This is a genomic window from Streptomyces sp. NPDC001156, assembly GCF_053598275.1.
The window spans coordinates 1-15,870 of the sequence record NZ_JBSFJX010000073.1; the positions used below are offsets into that span (position 1 = coordinate 1).

Annotated in this window: 13 protein-coding genes and 1 tRNA gene; 8 read left to right on the forward strand and 6 right to left on the reverse strand. The window is 70.0% G+C overall.

The window, feature by feature from the left end; all coding sequences use genetic code 11:
- On the reverse strand, window positions 1–749 hold a 749-nt coding region (locus tag ACWDA7_RS28435; RefSeq protein ID WP_450607526.1), incomplete at its 3' end, for an aromatic amino acid lyase.
- A 259-nt stretch (window positions 750–1,008) separates the two neighbouring features.
- Between ACWDA7_RS28435 and ACWDA7_RS28440 the strand changes: the two genes are divergently transcribed.
- Window positions 1,009–1,434, forward strand: coding sequence for a hypothetical protein (locus ACWDA7_RS28440; protein WP_450607582.1), 426 nt, complete (start codon window positions 1,009–1,011; stop codon window positions 1,432–1,434).
- A gap of 501 nt (window positions 1,435–1,935) precedes the next feature.
- On the opposite strand, the gene ACWDA7_RS28445 is transcribed toward ACWDA7_RS28440, so the two are convergent.
- Entirely contained in the window at window positions 1,936–3,324 is a 1,389-nt protein-coding gene (locus ACWDA7_RS28445) for a cystathionine beta-synthase (RefSeq protein ID WP_359411868.1), read from the reverse strand.
- 171 nt (window positions 3,325–3,495) lie between these two features.
- Between ACWDA7_RS28445 and ACWDA7_RS28450 the strand changes: the two genes are divergently transcribed.
- The 3 genes from ACWDA7_RS28450 to ACWDA7_RS28460 all read left to right on the forward strand — a co-directional run bounded on the left by ACWDA7_RS28450 (window position 3,496) and on the right by ACWDA7_RS28460 (window position 7,134).
- Entirely contained in the window at window positions 3,496–4,566 is a 1,071-nt protein-coding gene (locus ACWDA7_RS28450; RefSeq protein WP_450607529.1) for an SGNH/GDSL hydrolase family protein, read from the forward strand.
- Between the two features lie 295 nt (window positions 4,567–4,861).
- Window positions 4,862–6,079: an acetyl-CoA C-acetyltransferase gene (locus ACWDA7_RS28455; RefSeq protein WP_359406590.1), complete on the forward strand. Its 1,218-nt coding sequence runs from the start codon at window positions 4,862–4,864 to the stop codon at window positions 6,077–6,079.
- A 263-nt stretch (window positions 6,080–6,342) separates the two neighbouring features.
- Complete coding sequence (locus tag ACWDA7_RS28460) at window positions 6,343–7,134, forward strand: hypothetical protein (protein WP_359406674.1); 792 nt, start codon at window positions 6,343–6,345, stop codon at window positions 7,132–7,134.
- Window positions 7,135–7,230: 96 nt separating this feature from the next.
- Here ACWDA7_RS28460 and ACWDA7_RS28465 read toward each other — a convergent pair whose 3' ends face one another.
- Window positions 7,231–7,542 carry a hypothetical protein gene (locus ACWDA7_RS28465; RefSeq protein WP_359406593.1) on the reverse strand — a complete coding sequence of 104 codons (312 nt, stop codon included), beginning with the start codon at window positions 7,540–7,542 and terminating at the stop codon, window positions 7,231–7,233.
- A 101-nt stretch (window positions 7,543–7,643) separates the two neighbouring features.
- Between ACWDA7_RS28465 and ACWDA7_RS28470 the strand changes: the two genes are divergently transcribed.
- Entirely contained in the window at window positions 7,644–7,871 is a 228-nt protein-coding gene (locus ACWDA7_RS28470) for a DUF4287 domain-containing protein (RefSeq protein WP_359406596.1), read from the forward strand.
- A 94-nt stretch (window positions 7,872–7,965) separates the two neighbouring features.
- Here the strand turns inward: ACWDA7_RS28470 and ACWDA7_RS28475 are convergent, their stop codons facing one another.
- Window positions 7,966–8,856, reverse strand: a complete 891-nt coding sequence (locus ACWDA7_RS28475) for a Bax inhibitor-1/YccA family protein (RefSeq protein WP_450607532.1) — start codon at window positions 8,854–8,856, stop codon at window positions 7,966–7,968.
- A 298-nt stretch (window positions 8,857–9,154) separates the two neighbouring features.
- Window positions 9,155–10,330 carry a 4-hydroxybenzoate 3-monooxygenase gene (locus ACWDA7_RS28480; RefSeq protein ID WP_450607534.1) on the reverse strand — a complete coding sequence of 392 codons (1,176 nt, stop codon included), beginning with the start codon at window positions 10,328–10,330 and terminating at the stop codon, window positions 9,155–9,157.
- Between the two features lie 631 nt (window positions 10,331–10,961).
- Here ACWDA7_RS28480 and ACWDA7_RS28485 point away from each other — a divergent pair.
- Window positions 10,962–11,477 (forward strand): hypothetical protein, encoded by a 516-nt coding sequence (locus tag ACWDA7_RS28485; protein WP_450607536.1) that lies wholly within the window; start codon window positions 10,962–10,964, stop codon window positions 11,475–11,477.
- A 419-nt stretch (window positions 11,478–11,896) separates the two neighbouring features.
- Here ACWDA7_RS28485 and ACWDA7_RS28490 read toward each other — a convergent pair.
- Window positions 11,897–11,982 (reverse strand) — tRNA-Leu (locus ACWDA7_RS28490).
- 416 nt (window positions 11,983–12,398) lie between these two features.
- Between ACWDA7_RS28490 and ACWDA7_RS28495 the strand changes: the two genes are divergently transcribed.
- Together ACWDA7_RS28495 and ACWDA7_RS28500 are read left to right on the forward strand one after the other, a co-directional pair.
- The gene (locus ACWDA7_RS28495; RefSeq protein WP_450607538.1) at window positions 12,399–13,169 is read left to right on the forward strand and encodes an ABC transporter ATP-binding protein; all 771 of its coding nucleotides are present in this window, start codon (window positions 12,399–12,401) and stop codon (window positions 13,167–13,169) included.
- A 130-nt stretch (window positions 13,170–13,299) separates the two neighbouring features.
- Window positions 13,300–15,828, forward strand: coding sequence for an ABC transporter permease (locus ACWDA7_RS28500; RefSeq protein WP_450607540.1), 2,529 nt, complete (start codon window positions 13,300–13,302; stop codon window positions 15,826–15,828).
- The last annotated feature ends 42 nt before the right edge of the window (window positions 15,829–15,870 follow it).

Here is a 15,870-nt window from a genome sequence, read left to right on the forward strand (position 1 = left end):
GCGGAGCCCCGGTGCGGCCGGGCGGCGTGCACGGGTGCGGCGTACGCCTCGTGCGAACCGTCCACCGCGAGCAGCGAGAGCGCGGCGACGACCTGAGTGGCGCCGATCAGCCCGCGCAGCTCGTGCAGCGCGAGCGCGGCCTGGCCGAGGGTGAGGGCGTTGCTGCTGATGAAGGCGAGGGCGTCGTTGTTGTCCAACGCCTGGGGCTCCGGCGCGCCCGTACCCCTCCATGCATGCTCGCCGGCGAGCGCGAGGCCCGCCTGTGCCAGCGCCGCGATGTCGCCGGTCCCCACCGACCCGAACTCGTTGACGACCGGATACGCCCCACTCTCCAGGGCCTCGCACAGCGCCGTGACCACGCCGGGCCGCAGGCCGGCGCCGCCCGCGAGCAGCTGGTTGGCCCGTATGGCCAGCATCGCCCGGACCTGACGGGTCGGCAGCTCCGCGCCGATCGCGCCCGCGTGGCTGCGCAGCAGGCGCAGTCCGTGTCCGGCGGCGGCGTCCGTCGGCACGTCCTCGGTGCGGTTCGCGCCCACGCCTGTCGAGCGGCCGTAGACACGTCCCGTCGCCGCGATCCGCCGGGCGGCGTCCCAGGACTCCGTCACCCGCTTCATCGCGTCGGTGCCGGGGACGGGCCGCGCGGAAGCGTCGGCGAGGCGCACGACGTCGGCGACGTCCATGCCGCATCCGTCGAGGACCACGACATCATGGGCGCTGTTCAGCGCCCCGTCCACGATCCGTGACGACATCACCCGCGGACACCCACCAATCCGGACATCGGATCTCGCTTGCCGACCATGAGCAACCAGCGATCATGCCGGACCATTGACAAGCTATTCAGACACCTAGAACTCTGCATGACGATATGCAGGCCAGGCAAGAGACCCTGATTCGATTCGTCGCGCCCTGTCGCGTCCCGGCCGAGCCCGGCGGACCCCAGCAGGAAAAGGGGGGCTACCCCCAGTGCGGAGCGGGGTCCGGCTCCCTAACGTGTGACGCATGAGCGGAATGGACGCGCGGGACGCCGACCTCAAGAAGGAACTCAACGCCACCCTGCAGGCCCGCAGGGAACTGGGCGAGGAGTACGAGACGGCGCTGGTCGACTCCTTCCTGGAGAAGGTCGACCAGCGCATCGACACCGCGATCGACCGCCAGGTGCGGCGGCAGCTGGCCGAGCAGCAGATGGTGGTGGCGCGCGGCTCGCGGTCACCACGGGCGACGGACTCCTGGGGCGAGCGCTTCGGCTTCGGCATCGTGTCGCTGGTGCTGGCCATCCCGCTGTCGGCGATCGGCGCGGGTACCGCCCATCTACCTGGCCTGCTGATCAGCTGGGCGGGCATCGTCGGTGTCAACGCCGTGCAGGCCGCCCGCACCACCCCCGGGCTCTTCGGCAGCCGCCGCAAGTCGCGCGAGGACGGCGACTGGGAGAACTGATCCCGCGGTCTGCGCCCACAGCGGAGCGCACGTCAGCCGCGGTGGCCGGGCAACGGCCACCGCGGCTGACGTGCGCCGGGAAAGAGATGCGTCTGCACCGGGAAGGCGACGCGCGCGTGCGCCGGAAAGGAGATTCGCGCGTCCACCGGGAACGGCATGCGCCTGTGCACTGAAAAAGAAATGCGCGGGGACCGCCGCACCCCCGTTGCCGGGGGGCGGGACGACGGCGGTCCCCGCGAAGGACGCGGGCCGGGTCAGGGCCGGGCTTGCGCGTCCGTGGCGTCCATGGAGGTCCGGGAGCCGCTCCGGAGGTCCTTGGCGCCGTTTCGTCGCCGGCGGTGGCGGGGAGCCGCTCCCGCCTGCCGACACCCACCAATGTGCCGGACCCGTGTTAAGTGTGTGCTGCGCGAACGTGACGCGCTCGTACCACTTCCGAAAGGCCCGTGTCCCCACACGTCACCGCACGTTCCCCGGCGACACGGCCGGTTCACCGGGCGTTCGCTACTGCTTTCCCCCCTTGGCGAGGAACGCCAGCAGATCCTGCCGACTCACCACGCCGCTCGGCTTGCCCTCGACGAGGACGATCGCGGCGTCGGCCGTACCGAGCACCGACATCAGGTCCCCGACCGGTTCGCCGGAACCGACCTGCGGCAGCGGCGCCGACATGTGCTTCTCCAGGGGGTCGTCGAGCGAGGCGCGCTTGGTGTACAACGCGTCCAGCAGCTCGCGCTCGACGACGGAGCCCACGACCTCGGCGGCCATCACGTCCGGGTGACCGGCACCGGGCTTGACGATCGGCATCTGCGAGACGCCGTACTCGCGCAGCACCTCGATGGCCTGGCCCACCGTCTCGTCCGGATGCATGTGGACGAGGGTGGGGATACCGCCCTCCTTGTCGCTCAGCACGTCGCCGACGCGGGCGTTCGGGCCGGCGTCCTCAAGGAAGCCGTAGTCGGCCATCCACTCGTCGTTGAAGATCTTGCTGAGGTAGCCGCGGCCGCTGTCGGGCAGGAGGACGACCACCACGTCGTCGGGGCCGAGCCGCTCGGCGACCCGTAGCGCCCCCACGACGGCCATGCCGCAGGAGCCGCCGACCAGCAGCCCCTCCTCCTTCGCCAGCCGCCGGGTCATCTGGAAGGAGTCCTTGTCGGACACCGCGACGATCTCGTCCGGGACCTCCGGGTCGTACGCGGTCGGCCAGAAGTCCTCGCCCACGCCCTCGACCAGGTACGGCCGCCCGGACCCGCCGGAGTACACCGATCCCTCGGGGTCGGCGCCGATGACCTTGACCCGGCCGCCGCTGGCCTCCTTCAGGTAGCGCCCGGTACCGGAGATGGTCCCGCCGGTGCCGACGCCGGCGACGAAGTGGGTGATCTTCCCCTCCGTCTGCTCCCACAGCTCGGGGCCGGTGGAGTGATAGTGCGACAGCGGGTTGTTCGGGTTGGAGTACTGGTCCGGCTTCCAGGCGCCGGGCGTCTCACGGACAAGCCGGTCGGAGACGTTGTAGTACGAGTCCGGGTGCTCCGGGGCCACCGCGGTCGGGCACACGACCACCTCGGCGCCGTACGCGCGCAGCACGTTGATCTTGTCCGTGGAGACCTTGTCGGGGCACACGAAGATGCACTTGTAGCCCTTCTGCTGGGCCACGATCGCGAGACCCACGCCCGTGTTCCCGCTGGTCGGTTCGACGATCGTGCCTCCCGGCTTGAGCTCGCCGCTCTCCTCGGCCGCCTCGATCATGCGCAGGGCGATGCGGTCCTTCACGGAACCGCCGGGGTTGAAGTACTCGACCTTGGCCAGCACGGTCGCCTGGATACCGGCGGTCACGCGGTTGAGCCTCAGCAGCGGGGTGTTGCCGACCAGGCTGATCATCGAGTCGTGGAATTGCACCGTTGTCTCCGGTTGCTGCAAAAGAAGTGGTCGTGGTGGTTCCGCCAGCGTAAGGGCTACCGGGCGGTCCGCAGGAGCGGGCCGTCCCGGGCGTTCACGTCCGGTTGAGATTGGACGACAGGGCGTACGGGGCAAGCACTGTGTACGGCTATGAGGAGGTGGCGGCGACGCATGTCGAGCATGTCTAGGGCGAGGGTGGCCCGGCGCATCGCGGCGGGCGCGGCGTACGGCGGTGGCGGAATCGGCTTGGTCGGTGCGGCCGCCGTCGGTCTGCTGCTGGCCGAGGTGCAGATGGCCAAGCGTCATGTGGGCAACGGCAACAGCCCGCACCCTCCGAGTGCGAACGGCCTGTACGGCTGGGACTCCCCTCGCGCACGCCGGACCGGAAGGGGCGAAGGCTACGCCGCCCTCGACGAACCGCCGCTGCGACTGGTGATGCTCGGCGACTCCACGGCCGCGGGACAGGGTGTGCACCGCTCCCGCCAGACACCGGGCGCTCTGCTGGCCTCCGGTCTTGCGGCGGTGGCGGAACGCCCCGTGGACCTGCGCGTCATCGCGCTCCCGGGAGCGCAGTCCGACGACCTGGACCGGCAGGTCGCGCTGACCCTGGAGGACCAGGACCAGGTTCCGGACATCTGCGTGATCATGATCGGCGCGAACGACGTCACCCACCGGATGCCGGCCACCCGCTCGGTGCGGCACCTGTCGTCGGCCGTACGCCGGCTGCGCACGGCCGGGGCAGAAGTGGTGGTCGGCACATGCCCCGACCTCGGCACGATCGAACCGGTGCAGCAACCGCTGCGCTGGCTCGCCCGCCGCGCCTCCCGCCAACTCGCGGCCGCCCAGACCATCGGAGTCGTCGAACAGGGCGGTCGCACGGTGTCCCTGGGCGACCTGCTGGGTCCCGAGTTCGAGGCGAATCCCCGCGAGCTCTTCGGCCCGGACAACTACCACCCCTCGGCGGAGGGTTACGCCACGGCCGCGATGGCGGTCCTGCCGACGGTCTGCGCCGCCCTGGGCCTCTGGCCCGCCGAGGAGGAGCGTCCGGACGCGTCCCGTCGCGAGGGCTTCCTGCCGGTGGCCCGCGCCGCCGCGGAGGCCGCCTCGGAGGCGGGCACCGAGGTCACGGCCGCCATGCCGACGGGCCCACGGGGCCCCTGGGCCCTGCTCAAGCGCCGCCGTCGTCGCCACCTCCCCGCCCCGGAGGACACCCCGGCCACGGCCGCCGAACCCACGTCCTGAGGGCCGCGCCCCGGTCCCAGGCCCGCCTCCGGACACGGCTCGTCCGGGGGCGGGCCCACGGCCGGTGGCCCGGGGACAGCCGCTCGGGGAGAGTCGCGCAGGGCAGCGGCTCCGAAGACCCCGGCTGCACGCCCGTACCTCTCGACTCGGGCACGCGGAGGTACCGTTGAAGCCGCCAAGGAAAAAGCAAGCGCTTAGAAAAGTGCGGCCGGAGTCACACCCCCGTGCTCGTGACCTCCACCGTACGTACGGGTAACTTCCCCGACAGTCCTGCCTTCCCTCGTATGGAGCCGTGATGCCTGAAGCCGTCATCGTGTCGACCGCCCGCTCGCCCATCGGCCGCGCCTTCAAGGGCTCCCTGAAGGACCTCCGCCCGGACGACCTCACTGCCACGATCATCCAGGCCGCCCTCGACAAGGTCCCCGCGCTGGACCCCAAGGACATCGACGACCTGATGCTCGGCTGCGGCCTCCCCGGCGGCGAGCAGGGCCACAACCTCGGCCGTATCGTCGCCGTGCAGATGGGGATGGACCACCTCCCGGGCTGCACCATCACCCGGTACTGCTCCTCCTCCCTGCAGACCTCCCGCATGGCCCTGCACGCCATCAAGGCCGGTGAGGGCGACGTCTTCATCTCCGCGGGCGTCGAGATGGTCAGCCGCAGCGTCAACGGCACGTCGGACATCCCGGGCACCCACAACCCCCTCTTCGCCGAGGCCGAGTCCCGCACCGCCGCCGTCGCCAAGTCCGGGAGCGACGCGTGGCACGACCCGCGCGAGGACGGTCTGCTGCCCGACCCGTACATCGCGATGGGTCAGACCGCCGAGAACCTCGCCCTGCTGAAGGGCGTCACCCGCGAGGAGATGGACGAATTCGGCGTCCGCTCGCAGAACCTCGCCGAGCAGGCCATCGCGAAGGGCTTCTGGGAGCGCGAGATCACCCCTGTGACCCTCCCGGACGGCACGGTCGTCAGCAAGGACGACGGTCCGCGCCCCGGCGTCACCATGGAGGGCGTGGCCGGGCTCAAGCCCGTCTTCCGCCCCGACGGCCGCGTCACCGCGGGCAACTGCTGCCCGCTCAACGACGGCGCCGCCGCTCTGGTCATCATGAGCGACACCAAGGCCCGGGAGCTGGGGCTCACGCCGCTGGCGCGGATCGTCTCCACCGGTGTCTCCGGCCTCTCCCCCGAGATCATGGGCTACGGCCCCGTCGAGGCCAGCAAGCAGGCCCTCAAGCGCGCCGGCCTCACCATCGACGACATCGACCTCGTCGAGATCAACGAGGCCTTCGCCGCCCAGGTGATCCCCTCCTACCGCGACCTCGGCATCCCGCTGGACAAGCTGAACGTCAACGGCGGCGCCATCGCGGTCGGCCACCCCTTCGGCATGACCGGCGCCCGTATCACCGGCACGCTGATCAACTCGCTCCAGTGGCACGACAAGCAGTTCGGCCTGGAGACGATGTGCGTCGGCGGCGGACAGGGCATGGCGATGGTCATCGAGCGCCTCAGCTGACCGCCTCGCGCCCTCGCGCAACGGCCCGGAGTCCCGTTTCCCTCAGGGCTTCGGGCCGTTTTGTGATCGAATCTCCCCCAGGATGTGACCTATCTCCCTCTGGACGAGGTTTACGCAGGTCAGAGTTGTTTCGTCAGCCATCCCCCAGGCAGGGCGCCTGTCCGTTTCGTGACGTTACGCACTGACAGATGGATAGTCCACCCTTCAAGCTGATGTAGGAAGTCGAGGGTCGACTTTGAATCGGGAGTACGTCAGTGAGCGCCATGCCGATAGCTCTGCTGCTCGCCACGGCCGCCACCGCGGGCGTGGGCGTCGCCGTCCTGCTCAGCGTGCGGGCGCTGCGCCGACAGGTCGCGGCGTTGCACGCCCAGCTCGCCGAGAGCCGTAGCGCGCACGCACGCGGATTCGTGCCCGCAGCCCGCTCGACCGCTGACGCGGAGGAGATACGGGCGGCGGTCGCCGAGGCGCTCGCCGACGAGCGGGAGCGGGAACTGGCCGAGGCGCGCGCGTTCTGGGCAGCCCAGGAAGCCCGTGACATCGCCGACGCGCCCACCCTGCTGGGGCTGCCCGACACCGACCTGTTCCTGCCCCGCCAGTCGGACTTCGTGGGCCTGGAGCACGACAGCCTGGAGCCGGTGACCGAGCCCACGGCCGAGGACAGCGAGTTCGCCGGGGGAGACTCCCCCGAACTGGCCGCCGCCCGCCGTCGGCACCCGTCGCACCCCGACTTCGTACCGTCACCGTCGCCCGTGGTGAACGACCACGAGCGTACGGTCGCCTGCCTCGAGGCGCTGGCCGAAGCCCGGACCGAACTCGCCGACGTCCGCCCCGGACCGCTGGGCACCCTCGACGTGTACGTCTTCACCGACGGCACGACGCTGTGCATGACCCCGGGCCACCGCGAGACGGCGGAACGCCTGGCCGCGGCCCTGATCGACGGCGAGGCGCCGGTCCTGCTCGGCGGCTCGGGCGTGTCGGGCGCGTACGCGCTGACGTTCGGGTGCGGCGAAGAGAACGTCTACGTCCTCGCGGACCGCGTCATCGCCTCCCTGTAGGCGCGGACGGCCTCGCCGGGTCCTCTCGGCGAGGCGTCCCCGCAAGGACGGATCGCGTCATGCCGTTCCCGTGGGACGGATCTGTGCGCCGGGGTGTCACACCCCGGCGCGTTTCTGTGCCTCCTCCACGAGTGCCACCGCCTCGCCGAGTCCCGCCGTGTCTTTCAGGACGAGTGCGAGATCGTGCCCGGCCACGGTGATCTGGTCCGCGGCCGCGAACATACCCGCGTCCGGCATCTCCCGCGGCTCGGCCGAGGGGTCCTCGAGAAGCTGGGCGCGGCGCGCCAACTCCCTGGCCAGAGCGAGTGCTTCGGCCGCCGCACTCCGCTGCAGGCGGCTCTGGGGGGCGGCCCGCAGACGGTCGGCGAAGTGATCCACGGCCCGGGTCAAAGGCGTCGTATCAAGCACGCCGTGAGACTACGCGTCGTGGCACGACTGTTGCCAACAGGCGAACACTCAGGCACGGTGACCTGAAGGACCGGCTTCGTCGAGTGCGTCCGGAGGCGCCGATGTCCCAAGTCTTCTCCGAGGAGACCCATCGCAATCTGCTCGCCCGCATCCCCCACTGCACCGGTCGTGAAGTCTCCGACTGGTTGCGCACCGTCGCCGAAGGCCCCTCTCTCTGCTTCGAGGAGAAGGTCAGTTGGCTTCGCCACGAGCACAATCTCGCATACGGCCACGCCAAGGCGATCATTCACGAGTACGACCTGAGGAGGGCCGCGCGCAAACTGCTCTGAGCGCGCACCGCGAACGCGTTCTCCCTGGAAATCCGTACGTCGAAGGGCCCGCGAACCGTGGTTCGCGGGCCCTTCGACGCGGTGCGGCGCAGCGCTAGTCGTTACTGCTGAAGATCGCGACCAGTCGCAGCATCTCCACGTAGATCCACACGAGGGTCAGGGTCAGGCCGAACGCGGCCAGCCAGGCCTCCTCGCGCGGCGCGCCGTAGGCGATGCCGTCCTCGATCTGCTTGAAGTCGAGCGTCAGGAAGAACGCCCCGATCAGGATGGCGATGATCCCGACGATCGCGCCGAGCGGGCCCGTGCTGCGCAGCCCGCCGTCGGGGGCGATCCCGAAGGCGACCAGCAGCAGGTTGACCGCCATGACCAGGATGAAGGCGATGGCGATGGCCATGCCGATCCGCGCGTACCGCGCGGTGACCCGGATCCAGCCCGCCTTGTAGACGAGCAGGGTGGCGCCGGCGACGGCCATCGTGCCGAGAACGGCCTGGAAGGGCGCGCCGGACCATTGCGCGTTGTACATCTTGCTGATCACGCCGAGGAAGACACCCTCGAAGGCGGCATACCCGAGGATCAGCGCGGGCGTGGGGGTGCGCTTGAAGGACTGCACCATCGCCAGGACGAACGCGACGAGGGCGGAGCCGATCGCCAGGCCGTAGCTGGTGGACGAGATCGGAAGCACGGCCCAGGCGATGACGGCGCCGACCGCGACCGTGCCGAGGGTCATCGCCGAACGCGTGACGACGTCGTCCATCGTCATCCGGCCGGTGGTGGCCGGGGCCTGCGGCGGGGCGCCGTACTGGGTCTGCTGAGCGTAAGGGTTCTGCGCGTAGGGGTTGCCGCCCGCGTACGGATTGCCTTGCGCGTACGGGTTGCCCTGCGTGCCGACGGCGGCTCCCCCGGCCTGCGGCGCGGTGTTGAAGCCCGCGTAGCCGTTGTCGCGGCTGAACCCCCGTCGCGAGAAGACCGGGTTGCTGCTCCTCATTTCACTCCTCCATGGCCACCCTGCGTGGCCTTGGCTCAAGAGTAATAGGTGGGCAAAGGATTGACCCTAATGCTTGAGGAGGATCTTTCCCTCGTCGTTGCGCGAAACACGCTACGCGTGCCCTTGATTCCCGGCGAGGCGCCATCTCATCCATGACCAACCTGGGACAGAGTCGAGACCGGCCACTGATCCACCGGGCCGCCGGACACCGGCCGCCGGACGGCCGGCACCGGGTCGACCGGGGGACCCGCTCTCTGCCGAACGGGTCAGACCGGGGTGCCGGTCTCACCCGGACGGCTCACTCCAGCGGGAACCCTGTGTAACCGTCGGCAAGATCGGTCTCGGCGGCCCGCGAGGCGGTGAGCCGTTCCAGACGGGCCAGCTGGATGCGCTCGTCGAACGGCGTGGCCTCCGGGGCGCGGTGAAGCATCGTCGTCATCTCGTAGGAGAACCGCTCGGCCTGCCAGACGCGGCGCAGACAGGTCTCGGAGTACGCGTCGAGCCGCTCCCTCGAGCCGGTCTCCCGCTCATGGGTCAGCGCCCGGGCGAAGGTGACGACGTCCCCGACCGCGAGGTTGAGTCCCTTGGCGCCGGTGGGCGGCACGATGTGCGCGGCGTCCCCGGCGAGGAAGAGCCGTCCGTGACGCATGGGCTCGTGCACATAGCTGCGCATCGGGGTGACGGACTTCGAAGTGATGGGGCCCCGGGCGAGCGTCCAGCCGTCGGCGGTCTCGAAGCGCCGCCCGAGTTCGTTCCAGATCTCCGCGTCCGGCCACTCCCCGGCGTCCGTGCCCGCCGGCACCTGGAGATAGAGGCGGGAGACGGACGCGGAGCGCATGCTCAGCAAGGCGAAGCCGCGCTCGTGGCGGGCGTAGACGAGTTCGTCGTGCGAGGGCCCGACATCCGCGAGGACGCCGAGCCAGGCGTAGGGGTAGGTGCGCTCGAAGACACGGGACAGCCCGGCCGGAACCGCCCTGCGGGACACGCCCCAGAAGCCGTCGCAACCGACGACGTAGTCGCACTCCAGGACGTCCTCACGGCCTTCGCTGCGGTAGCGGACCCGGGGCCGGTCCGTGGCCACGTCCTCGACGGCGAGGGCCTCCGCCTCGAACAACAGCGGTCCGCCCTCCTTGAGCTGGAGCGCGATGAGGTCCTTGCAGACCTCGGTCTGGGCGTACACCATCACGGAGCTGCCGCCGGTGAGGGCGGGGAAGTCGATCCGGTGGCGGCGGCGCGCGAAGCGCAACTCGATCCCGTCGTGGCGCAGCCCCTCGCGGTCCATGCGCTCGCCCGCCCCGGCCGCGCGCAGCACGTCCACGGTGCCCTGCTCCAGGATTCCGGCTCGCTGGCGCTGCTCGACGTAGGCGCGGTCCCGGCCCTCCAGCACGACGGAGTCGATGCCCGCGTTGCGCAGCAGCCGCGCCAGCAACAGCCCGGCGGGTCCCGCTCCGATGATGCCGACCGTGGTACGCATCCCGACGCCCCTTTGCGCTCGTACGTTGTCCCGGGCCGCCCCGGGGCCCAGCCGAAGCCGGAATGTTCGGCGATCGCAGGGCCGTTCGCTGAGTGAAACTTACTTCGCCATACGAAAGCCGAGTGTCCGACCGCAAAAGGCTCGCTGTCAACGGTGTCCCGCCCCACACAACCGGGGCGGCGCGACAGAGGCCGGTGCGCGCGGGCCCCTGCCCCGCGGCTCGCCGGACGAGCCGGACGGCCGGAACTCCCGCTTCTGCGGGGCCTCCTCGGCAAGCTTCCCGCTCGGCCAGGACCGCACACGCGCCGCGGATGGCGCATGTCCGGTGAACGAGGTCCCCAAAAGCCTCCGACGTGCGGCTCGTTACGCTCCGTATCCTCTCAAGTCGCGAGCGGGATACGGCTGCGAGAGCATGGACGCGACCGAGGCCACCGCCTGGTGGGCAGTGGCCGTCATCGGATGCGGAGCCCATGTGCAGGGGGCCGCCCGGGAACTCTCCCGGCCTCACAGCTCCGGGCGGTGAGACCGCGCCGTACAGGCGTGGAGCCGCATCATCATTCGCGCCCGTCTCGCGCGTTCGAACCTCCCAACCTGCATGTGGTTCCGTATGCCCTGAAGGGAAGGCAGAACATTGAACGGACGCTTTCGCCTCGCCGCACTGGCACCCATCGCGGTGTCCTCACTGGCACTCGGCGCGCTGCCCCTGATGGCAGGCACCGCCCATGCCCTGACGCCATCGGCCACATGTCATGTGACACAAGACACCCAGAAGCCCGACCGGTTCAACATCATCGGACAGGGGCTCACACCTGGGGCGGACGTCAGCGTCAAGCAGGGCGGCCTTACGGTCTTCTTCACGGCTTCGGCCGGCGGAGGCATCAATGGCACGCTCACGGTCGCTGCCTCAGGAGGGCCCGTGACCATGCAGGAGGGGGACGGACCGAAGCTCTCCTGCGGCTCGGTCGCCCAGGCCGAACAGTCGGAAGCCCAGCAGCAGTTCGCCAAGGGCTTCACGGACGGCTTCAACGTCGCCAAGGCGACCTGCAAGGCACAGGCGCCGCAGGGCGTGGTCGCAGTGGACCCCAACTACGAGAAGGGCTTCAACGCCGGCGCAGCCGCGGCGATCGCCAAGTTCTGCAAGGCCTAGCGGCCCGCCCAGAACCGGCCGCACATCCGACGCCGGTCAGGGTCGGAGAAGCTCCAGCGAACCGGTGAGCAGTCGGCCGGTGGTGCGCCGGACCCCGCGCGAGACGCGGTCGGCGCACCACCGGTCCGACGCGCGAGAGGCCGCCAGAGGACCACCTCTTTCAACGGGGGAAGGACGACGAGTATGCATGGCGGTTCGCGCACCACAAGTAGTTGATCCATAAAGGAGTGGTTCGGCCGCACTATCCCGTGGCGGTAGTCGCGCATCGCGAGGTGGCCGCAGATCGGGCAGAAACGTTCACTCAGAGGCAGGTTCAGTTGGGCCGCAAGCGCCTCATGATGATGTCGGTCATAACGGCGAACGATGGGATCGGCCTCTCCACCCTCAGGGGCGGCCCACCCCCACGCCGCAGGTGCGGTTGGTGCCCGGAACCGGACTTGAACCGGTACGCCCGCGAGGGGCAGCGAGGTTTAAGCTCGCCGTGTCTGCATTCCACCATCCGGGCAGGCCATGGGCGCCGCATCGAGCGTTCCGAGCCTATCGGGACGCACCCCCCGAACAGAGGTCGGGCGGTGCGATGTTGTCTTATTTTATTGATGTCTGAGGGTGCATCAGCACTCGGTACGGGCCATCCGCACTTGCCAATAGCCTTTCGGGCGACCACGGCCCGTGCATGCGGAATGACGGAATTTCACCGCCCCGAAGGACAGCGGTGGCAGCGGCACGCATGACGTGAGCAACCGGTTTCGGCGCGGTGCCGTCTCAGGGGCGCCCGTCATCCCCAGGTATGACGGCGCACCGGCCGGTCCGACTGGAGACTGCCCCGGGAACCGGAACAGCGGCTGACTACACGCCGCGGATCGGCCGCGACGATGGAACACGTCCTCATCACCGTCGTCGTCCCGACAGGAGCACCCTCCCGTGACCAGCACCCCCCTCGCAGACAGGACCACGACCTTGGCCGCCCGGGCCACGGACCTGTCGAAGGTCTACGGACAGGACGAGACCCAGGTGGTCGCCCTGGACCGGGTCACCGTCGACTTCCGGCAGGCGCAGTTCACAGCGATCATGGGCCCCTCCGGTTCGGGCAAGTCGACGCTGATGCACTGCGTCGCCGGGCTCGACTCCTTCTCGTCCGGCTCGGTCCGCATCGGTGACGTCGAACTGGGCGCGCTGAAGGACAAGCAGCTCACCAAGTTGCGCCGGGACAAGATCGGCTTCATCTTCCAGGCGTTCAACCTGCTGCCCACGCTGACCGCGCTGGAGAACATCACGCTGCCGATGGACATCGCGGGCCGCAAGCCGGACAAGGCCTGGCTGGACACCGTGATCCAGATGGTCGGCCTGTCGGGGCGGCTGAGCCACCGGCCGGCGCAACTGTCCGGCGGTCAGCAGCAGCGCGTCGCGGTGGCGCGGGCGCTGGCGTCCAAGCCGGACATCATCTTCGGCGACGAGCCCACCGGAAACCTGGACTCGCGGTCCGGCGCGGAGGTGCTGGGCTTTCTGCGCAATTCCGTACGGGAGTTGGGGCAGACGGTGGTCATGGTCACCCACGACCCGGTGGCGGCGGCGTACGCGGACCGCGTGATCTTCCTGGCGGACGGGCGGATCGTGGACGAGCTGTACGAGCCGAGCGCGGAGGCGGTGCTGGACCGGATGAAGCGGTTCGACGCCAAGGGCCGCACAAGCTGAGACCCGTGCGCCACGGCCCTGGGCGCTCCGCCCCCAGAACCCCCTCACCCTGAGCGGTCTCGCCCGCATCGCCGGACAGGCCCGACGGGCCCGCCGGCCCCATCCGTACTCCAGCCCTGGACAGAGAGAAATGTTCCGTACCGCCCTGCGCAACGTGCTCACGCACAAGGCCAGGCTGCTCATGACCGTGCTCGCCGTGATGCTCGGCGTGGCGTTCGTGTCGGGCACCCTGGTGTTCACCAACACCATCTCGGACGCCTACCAGAAGAGCTCGGCCAAGGGCTTCGACCAGGTCGACGTGGCCATCCAGCCGGAGGGCCGCGCGGACACCGGCGACAAGCTCGGCAAGGAGCCCAAGCTGACGCAGGCCCTCCTCGACAAGGCCGCCAAGGCGCCGGGCGCCGGCACCGCCATCGGTGTCGTCGGCGGCTTCACCGCCATCGCCGACAAGGACGGCAAGCTCATCGGCGGCGGCTTCCAGTCCCAGGGCGGGAACTACTGGGGGACCGAGGACCCCCGGTATCCGATCGCCAGCGGGCACGCCCCGAAGGGGCAGAACGAGGTCCTCATCGACTCCGAGACCGCCAGGCGCGCCGGGTACAAGGTCGGCGACACCGTACGGCTGTCGATCGACGGACCCGTCCTGACGCCGAGGATCACCGGCATCTTCACCACCGACGACGGCAATGTCGCCGCCGGCGGCAGCCTCGCCCTCTTCGACACGGCCACCGCCCAGGACCTGTTCCACAAGGACGGCTCGTACGACGAGATCGATGTGAAGGCCGCCCCCGGCACCACCCAGATCGCGCTGCGCAACGCGCTCGACGAGATCATCCCCAAAAACACCGCATCCACCACCACCGGCCAGCAGCTGGCCGACGACCAGGCCCAGCGGATCTCCCAGGCGACGAGCAGCATGCGCACCGCCCTGCTGGTCTTCGCGGGCATCGCGTTGTTCGTCGGCACGTTCATCATCGCCAACACCTTCACCATGCTGGTCGCCCAGCGCACCAAGGAGCTCGCGCTGATGCGCGCGGTCGGTGCGTCCCGCCGGCAGGTCACCCGTTCCGTGCTCATCGAGGCGTTCGTGGTCGGCGCCGTCGCGGCCGTCACGGGTCTGGTGGCCGGCGTCGGCATCGGCGCGGGGCTGCGCTCGCTGGTCGGCGGGCTCGGCGGCAGCGTCCCGGACGGCCCGCTCGTCATCAGCCCGGGCACCGTCGTCGCCGCCCTCGCCGTCGGCATCCTGATCACGATGCTCGCCGCCTGGCTGCCCGGGCGCCGTGCCGCGAAGATCCCGCCGGTCGCGGCGATGAGCAGCGTCCACGCCAAGGCGACCACCAGGTCCCTGGTCCTGCGCAACACCTTCGGCGCCCTGTTCGCCTCGGCCGGCGGCGCCACGGTTCTGTACGCCACCACCCTGAACAGCTCGGACGGGCAGGCCCCGATGGGACTCGGCGCGGCGATCCTCGTCATCGGCGTCTTCGTCCTCACCCCGCTGCTGTCCCGCCCGCTGATCGCGGCCGCGGCCCCCCTGCTGCGGGTCTTCGGGGTCGCGGGGAAGCTGGCCCGGCAGAACTCGGTGCGCAACCCGCGCCGTACGGCGGCCACCGCCTCCGCCCTGATGATCGGTCTCACCCTGATCACCGGCCTGACGGTGATGGCGGGCAGCCTGCAGAACGCGATCGACAAGATGGCGTCCTCCGCGCTCAAGGCGGACTACGCGGTGACGATGGCGAACGGCAACGACCTGTCGCCCGACGTGGAGAAGACGCTGAAGTCGGCCGACGGCGTCACCGCGACCAGCCCGCTCCGCAACGCGCCCTCGCGCATCAACGGCAAGACCGAGTTCCTGACCGGCGTCGACGGCGCCACCATCGGCAAGCTGACCGCGCTGACGGTCGACGCCGGCACCTTCGAGGTCGGCGGCACCCGGGTCGTCGTCGACCACGACACCGCCACGTCCCACCACTGGACGGCCGGTTCCCGGTTCACGGTGTCGTACGAGGACGGCAAGAAGCAGCAGTTGACGGTCGCCGGTGTCTACCAGAGCACCGAGATGATGCGCGGCATCATGCTGGACACCGCGACGCTCGCCCCGCACCAGACAGAGCCGTCCGACATGCAGGTCCTGGTCAAGACGTCCGGCGGGGCCACCGCCTCGGCCAAGGACACGCTGGTGAAGGCGCTCGGCGACAATCCGGCCATCAGGATCATGGACAAGAAGGACATCTCCAACAGGATCGGGCAGATGTTCACACTGATGTTGAACATGCTCTACGGCCTGCTGGCCATGGCCGTGATCGTCGCCGTCCTCGGCGTCATCAACACCCTGGCGATGTCGGTCTTCGAGCGCTCGCAGGAGATCGGGATGCTTCGCGCAATCGGCCTGGACCGCAAGGGCATCAAGCGGATGGTCCGTCTGGAGTCCCTGGTCATCTCGCTCTTCGGCGGTGTGCTCGGCATCGGTCTGGGCGTGTTCTTCGGCTGGGCGGCCGGTGAACTGCTCGGCACCAAGCTGGCGACCTACGAACTGGTCCTGCCCTGGGCCCGGATGGCCCTCTTCCTCCTTCTCGCCGCAGCGGTCGGTGTGCTGGCCGCACTGTGGCCGGCCCGGCGCGCGGCCCGCCTGAACATGCTGACGGCGATCAAGTCGGAGTAGCGGCAGCGGACGAAGGCCCCGTTCCTCGGCGGAACGGGGCCT

Excerpts from the sequence above, each read along its gene's own strand:
- ACWDA7_RS28455 (WP_359406590.1), top strand. The coding sequence starts at position 4,862 with ATGCCTGAAGCCGTCATCGTGTCGACCGCCCGCTCGCCCATCGGCCGC.
- ACWDA7_RS28470 (WP_359406596.1), top strand. The coding sequence starts at position 7,644 with ATGTCCCAAGTCTTCTCCGAGGAGACCCATCGCAATCTGCTCGCCCGC.
- ACWDA7_RS28475 (WP_450607532.1), bottom strand. The coding sequence starts at position 8,856 with ATGAGGAGCAGCAACCCGGTCTTCTCGCGACGGGGGTTCAGCCGCGAC.
- ACWDA7_RS28480 (WP_450607534.1), bottom strand. The coding sequence starts at position 10,330 with ATGCGTACCACGGTCGGCATCATCGGAGCGGGACCCGCCGGGCTGTTG.
- ACWDA7_RS28440 (WP_450607582.1), top strand. The coding sequence starts at position 1,009 with ATGGACGCGCGGGACGCCGACCTCAAGAAGGAACTCAACGCCACCCTG.
- ACWDA7_RS28460 (WP_359406674.1), top strand. The coding sequence starts at position 6,343 with ATGCCGATAGCTCTGCTGCTCGCCACGGCCGCCACCGCGGGCGTGGGC.
- ACWDA7_RS28500 (WP_450607540.1), top strand. The coding sequence starts at position 13,300 with ATGTTCCGTACCGCCCTGCGCAACGTGCTCACGCACAAGGCCAGGCTG.
- ACWDA7_RS28450 (WP_450607529.1), top strand. The coding sequence starts at position 3,496 with ATGTCGAGCATGTCTAGGGCGAGGGTGGCCCGGCGCATCGCGGCGGGC.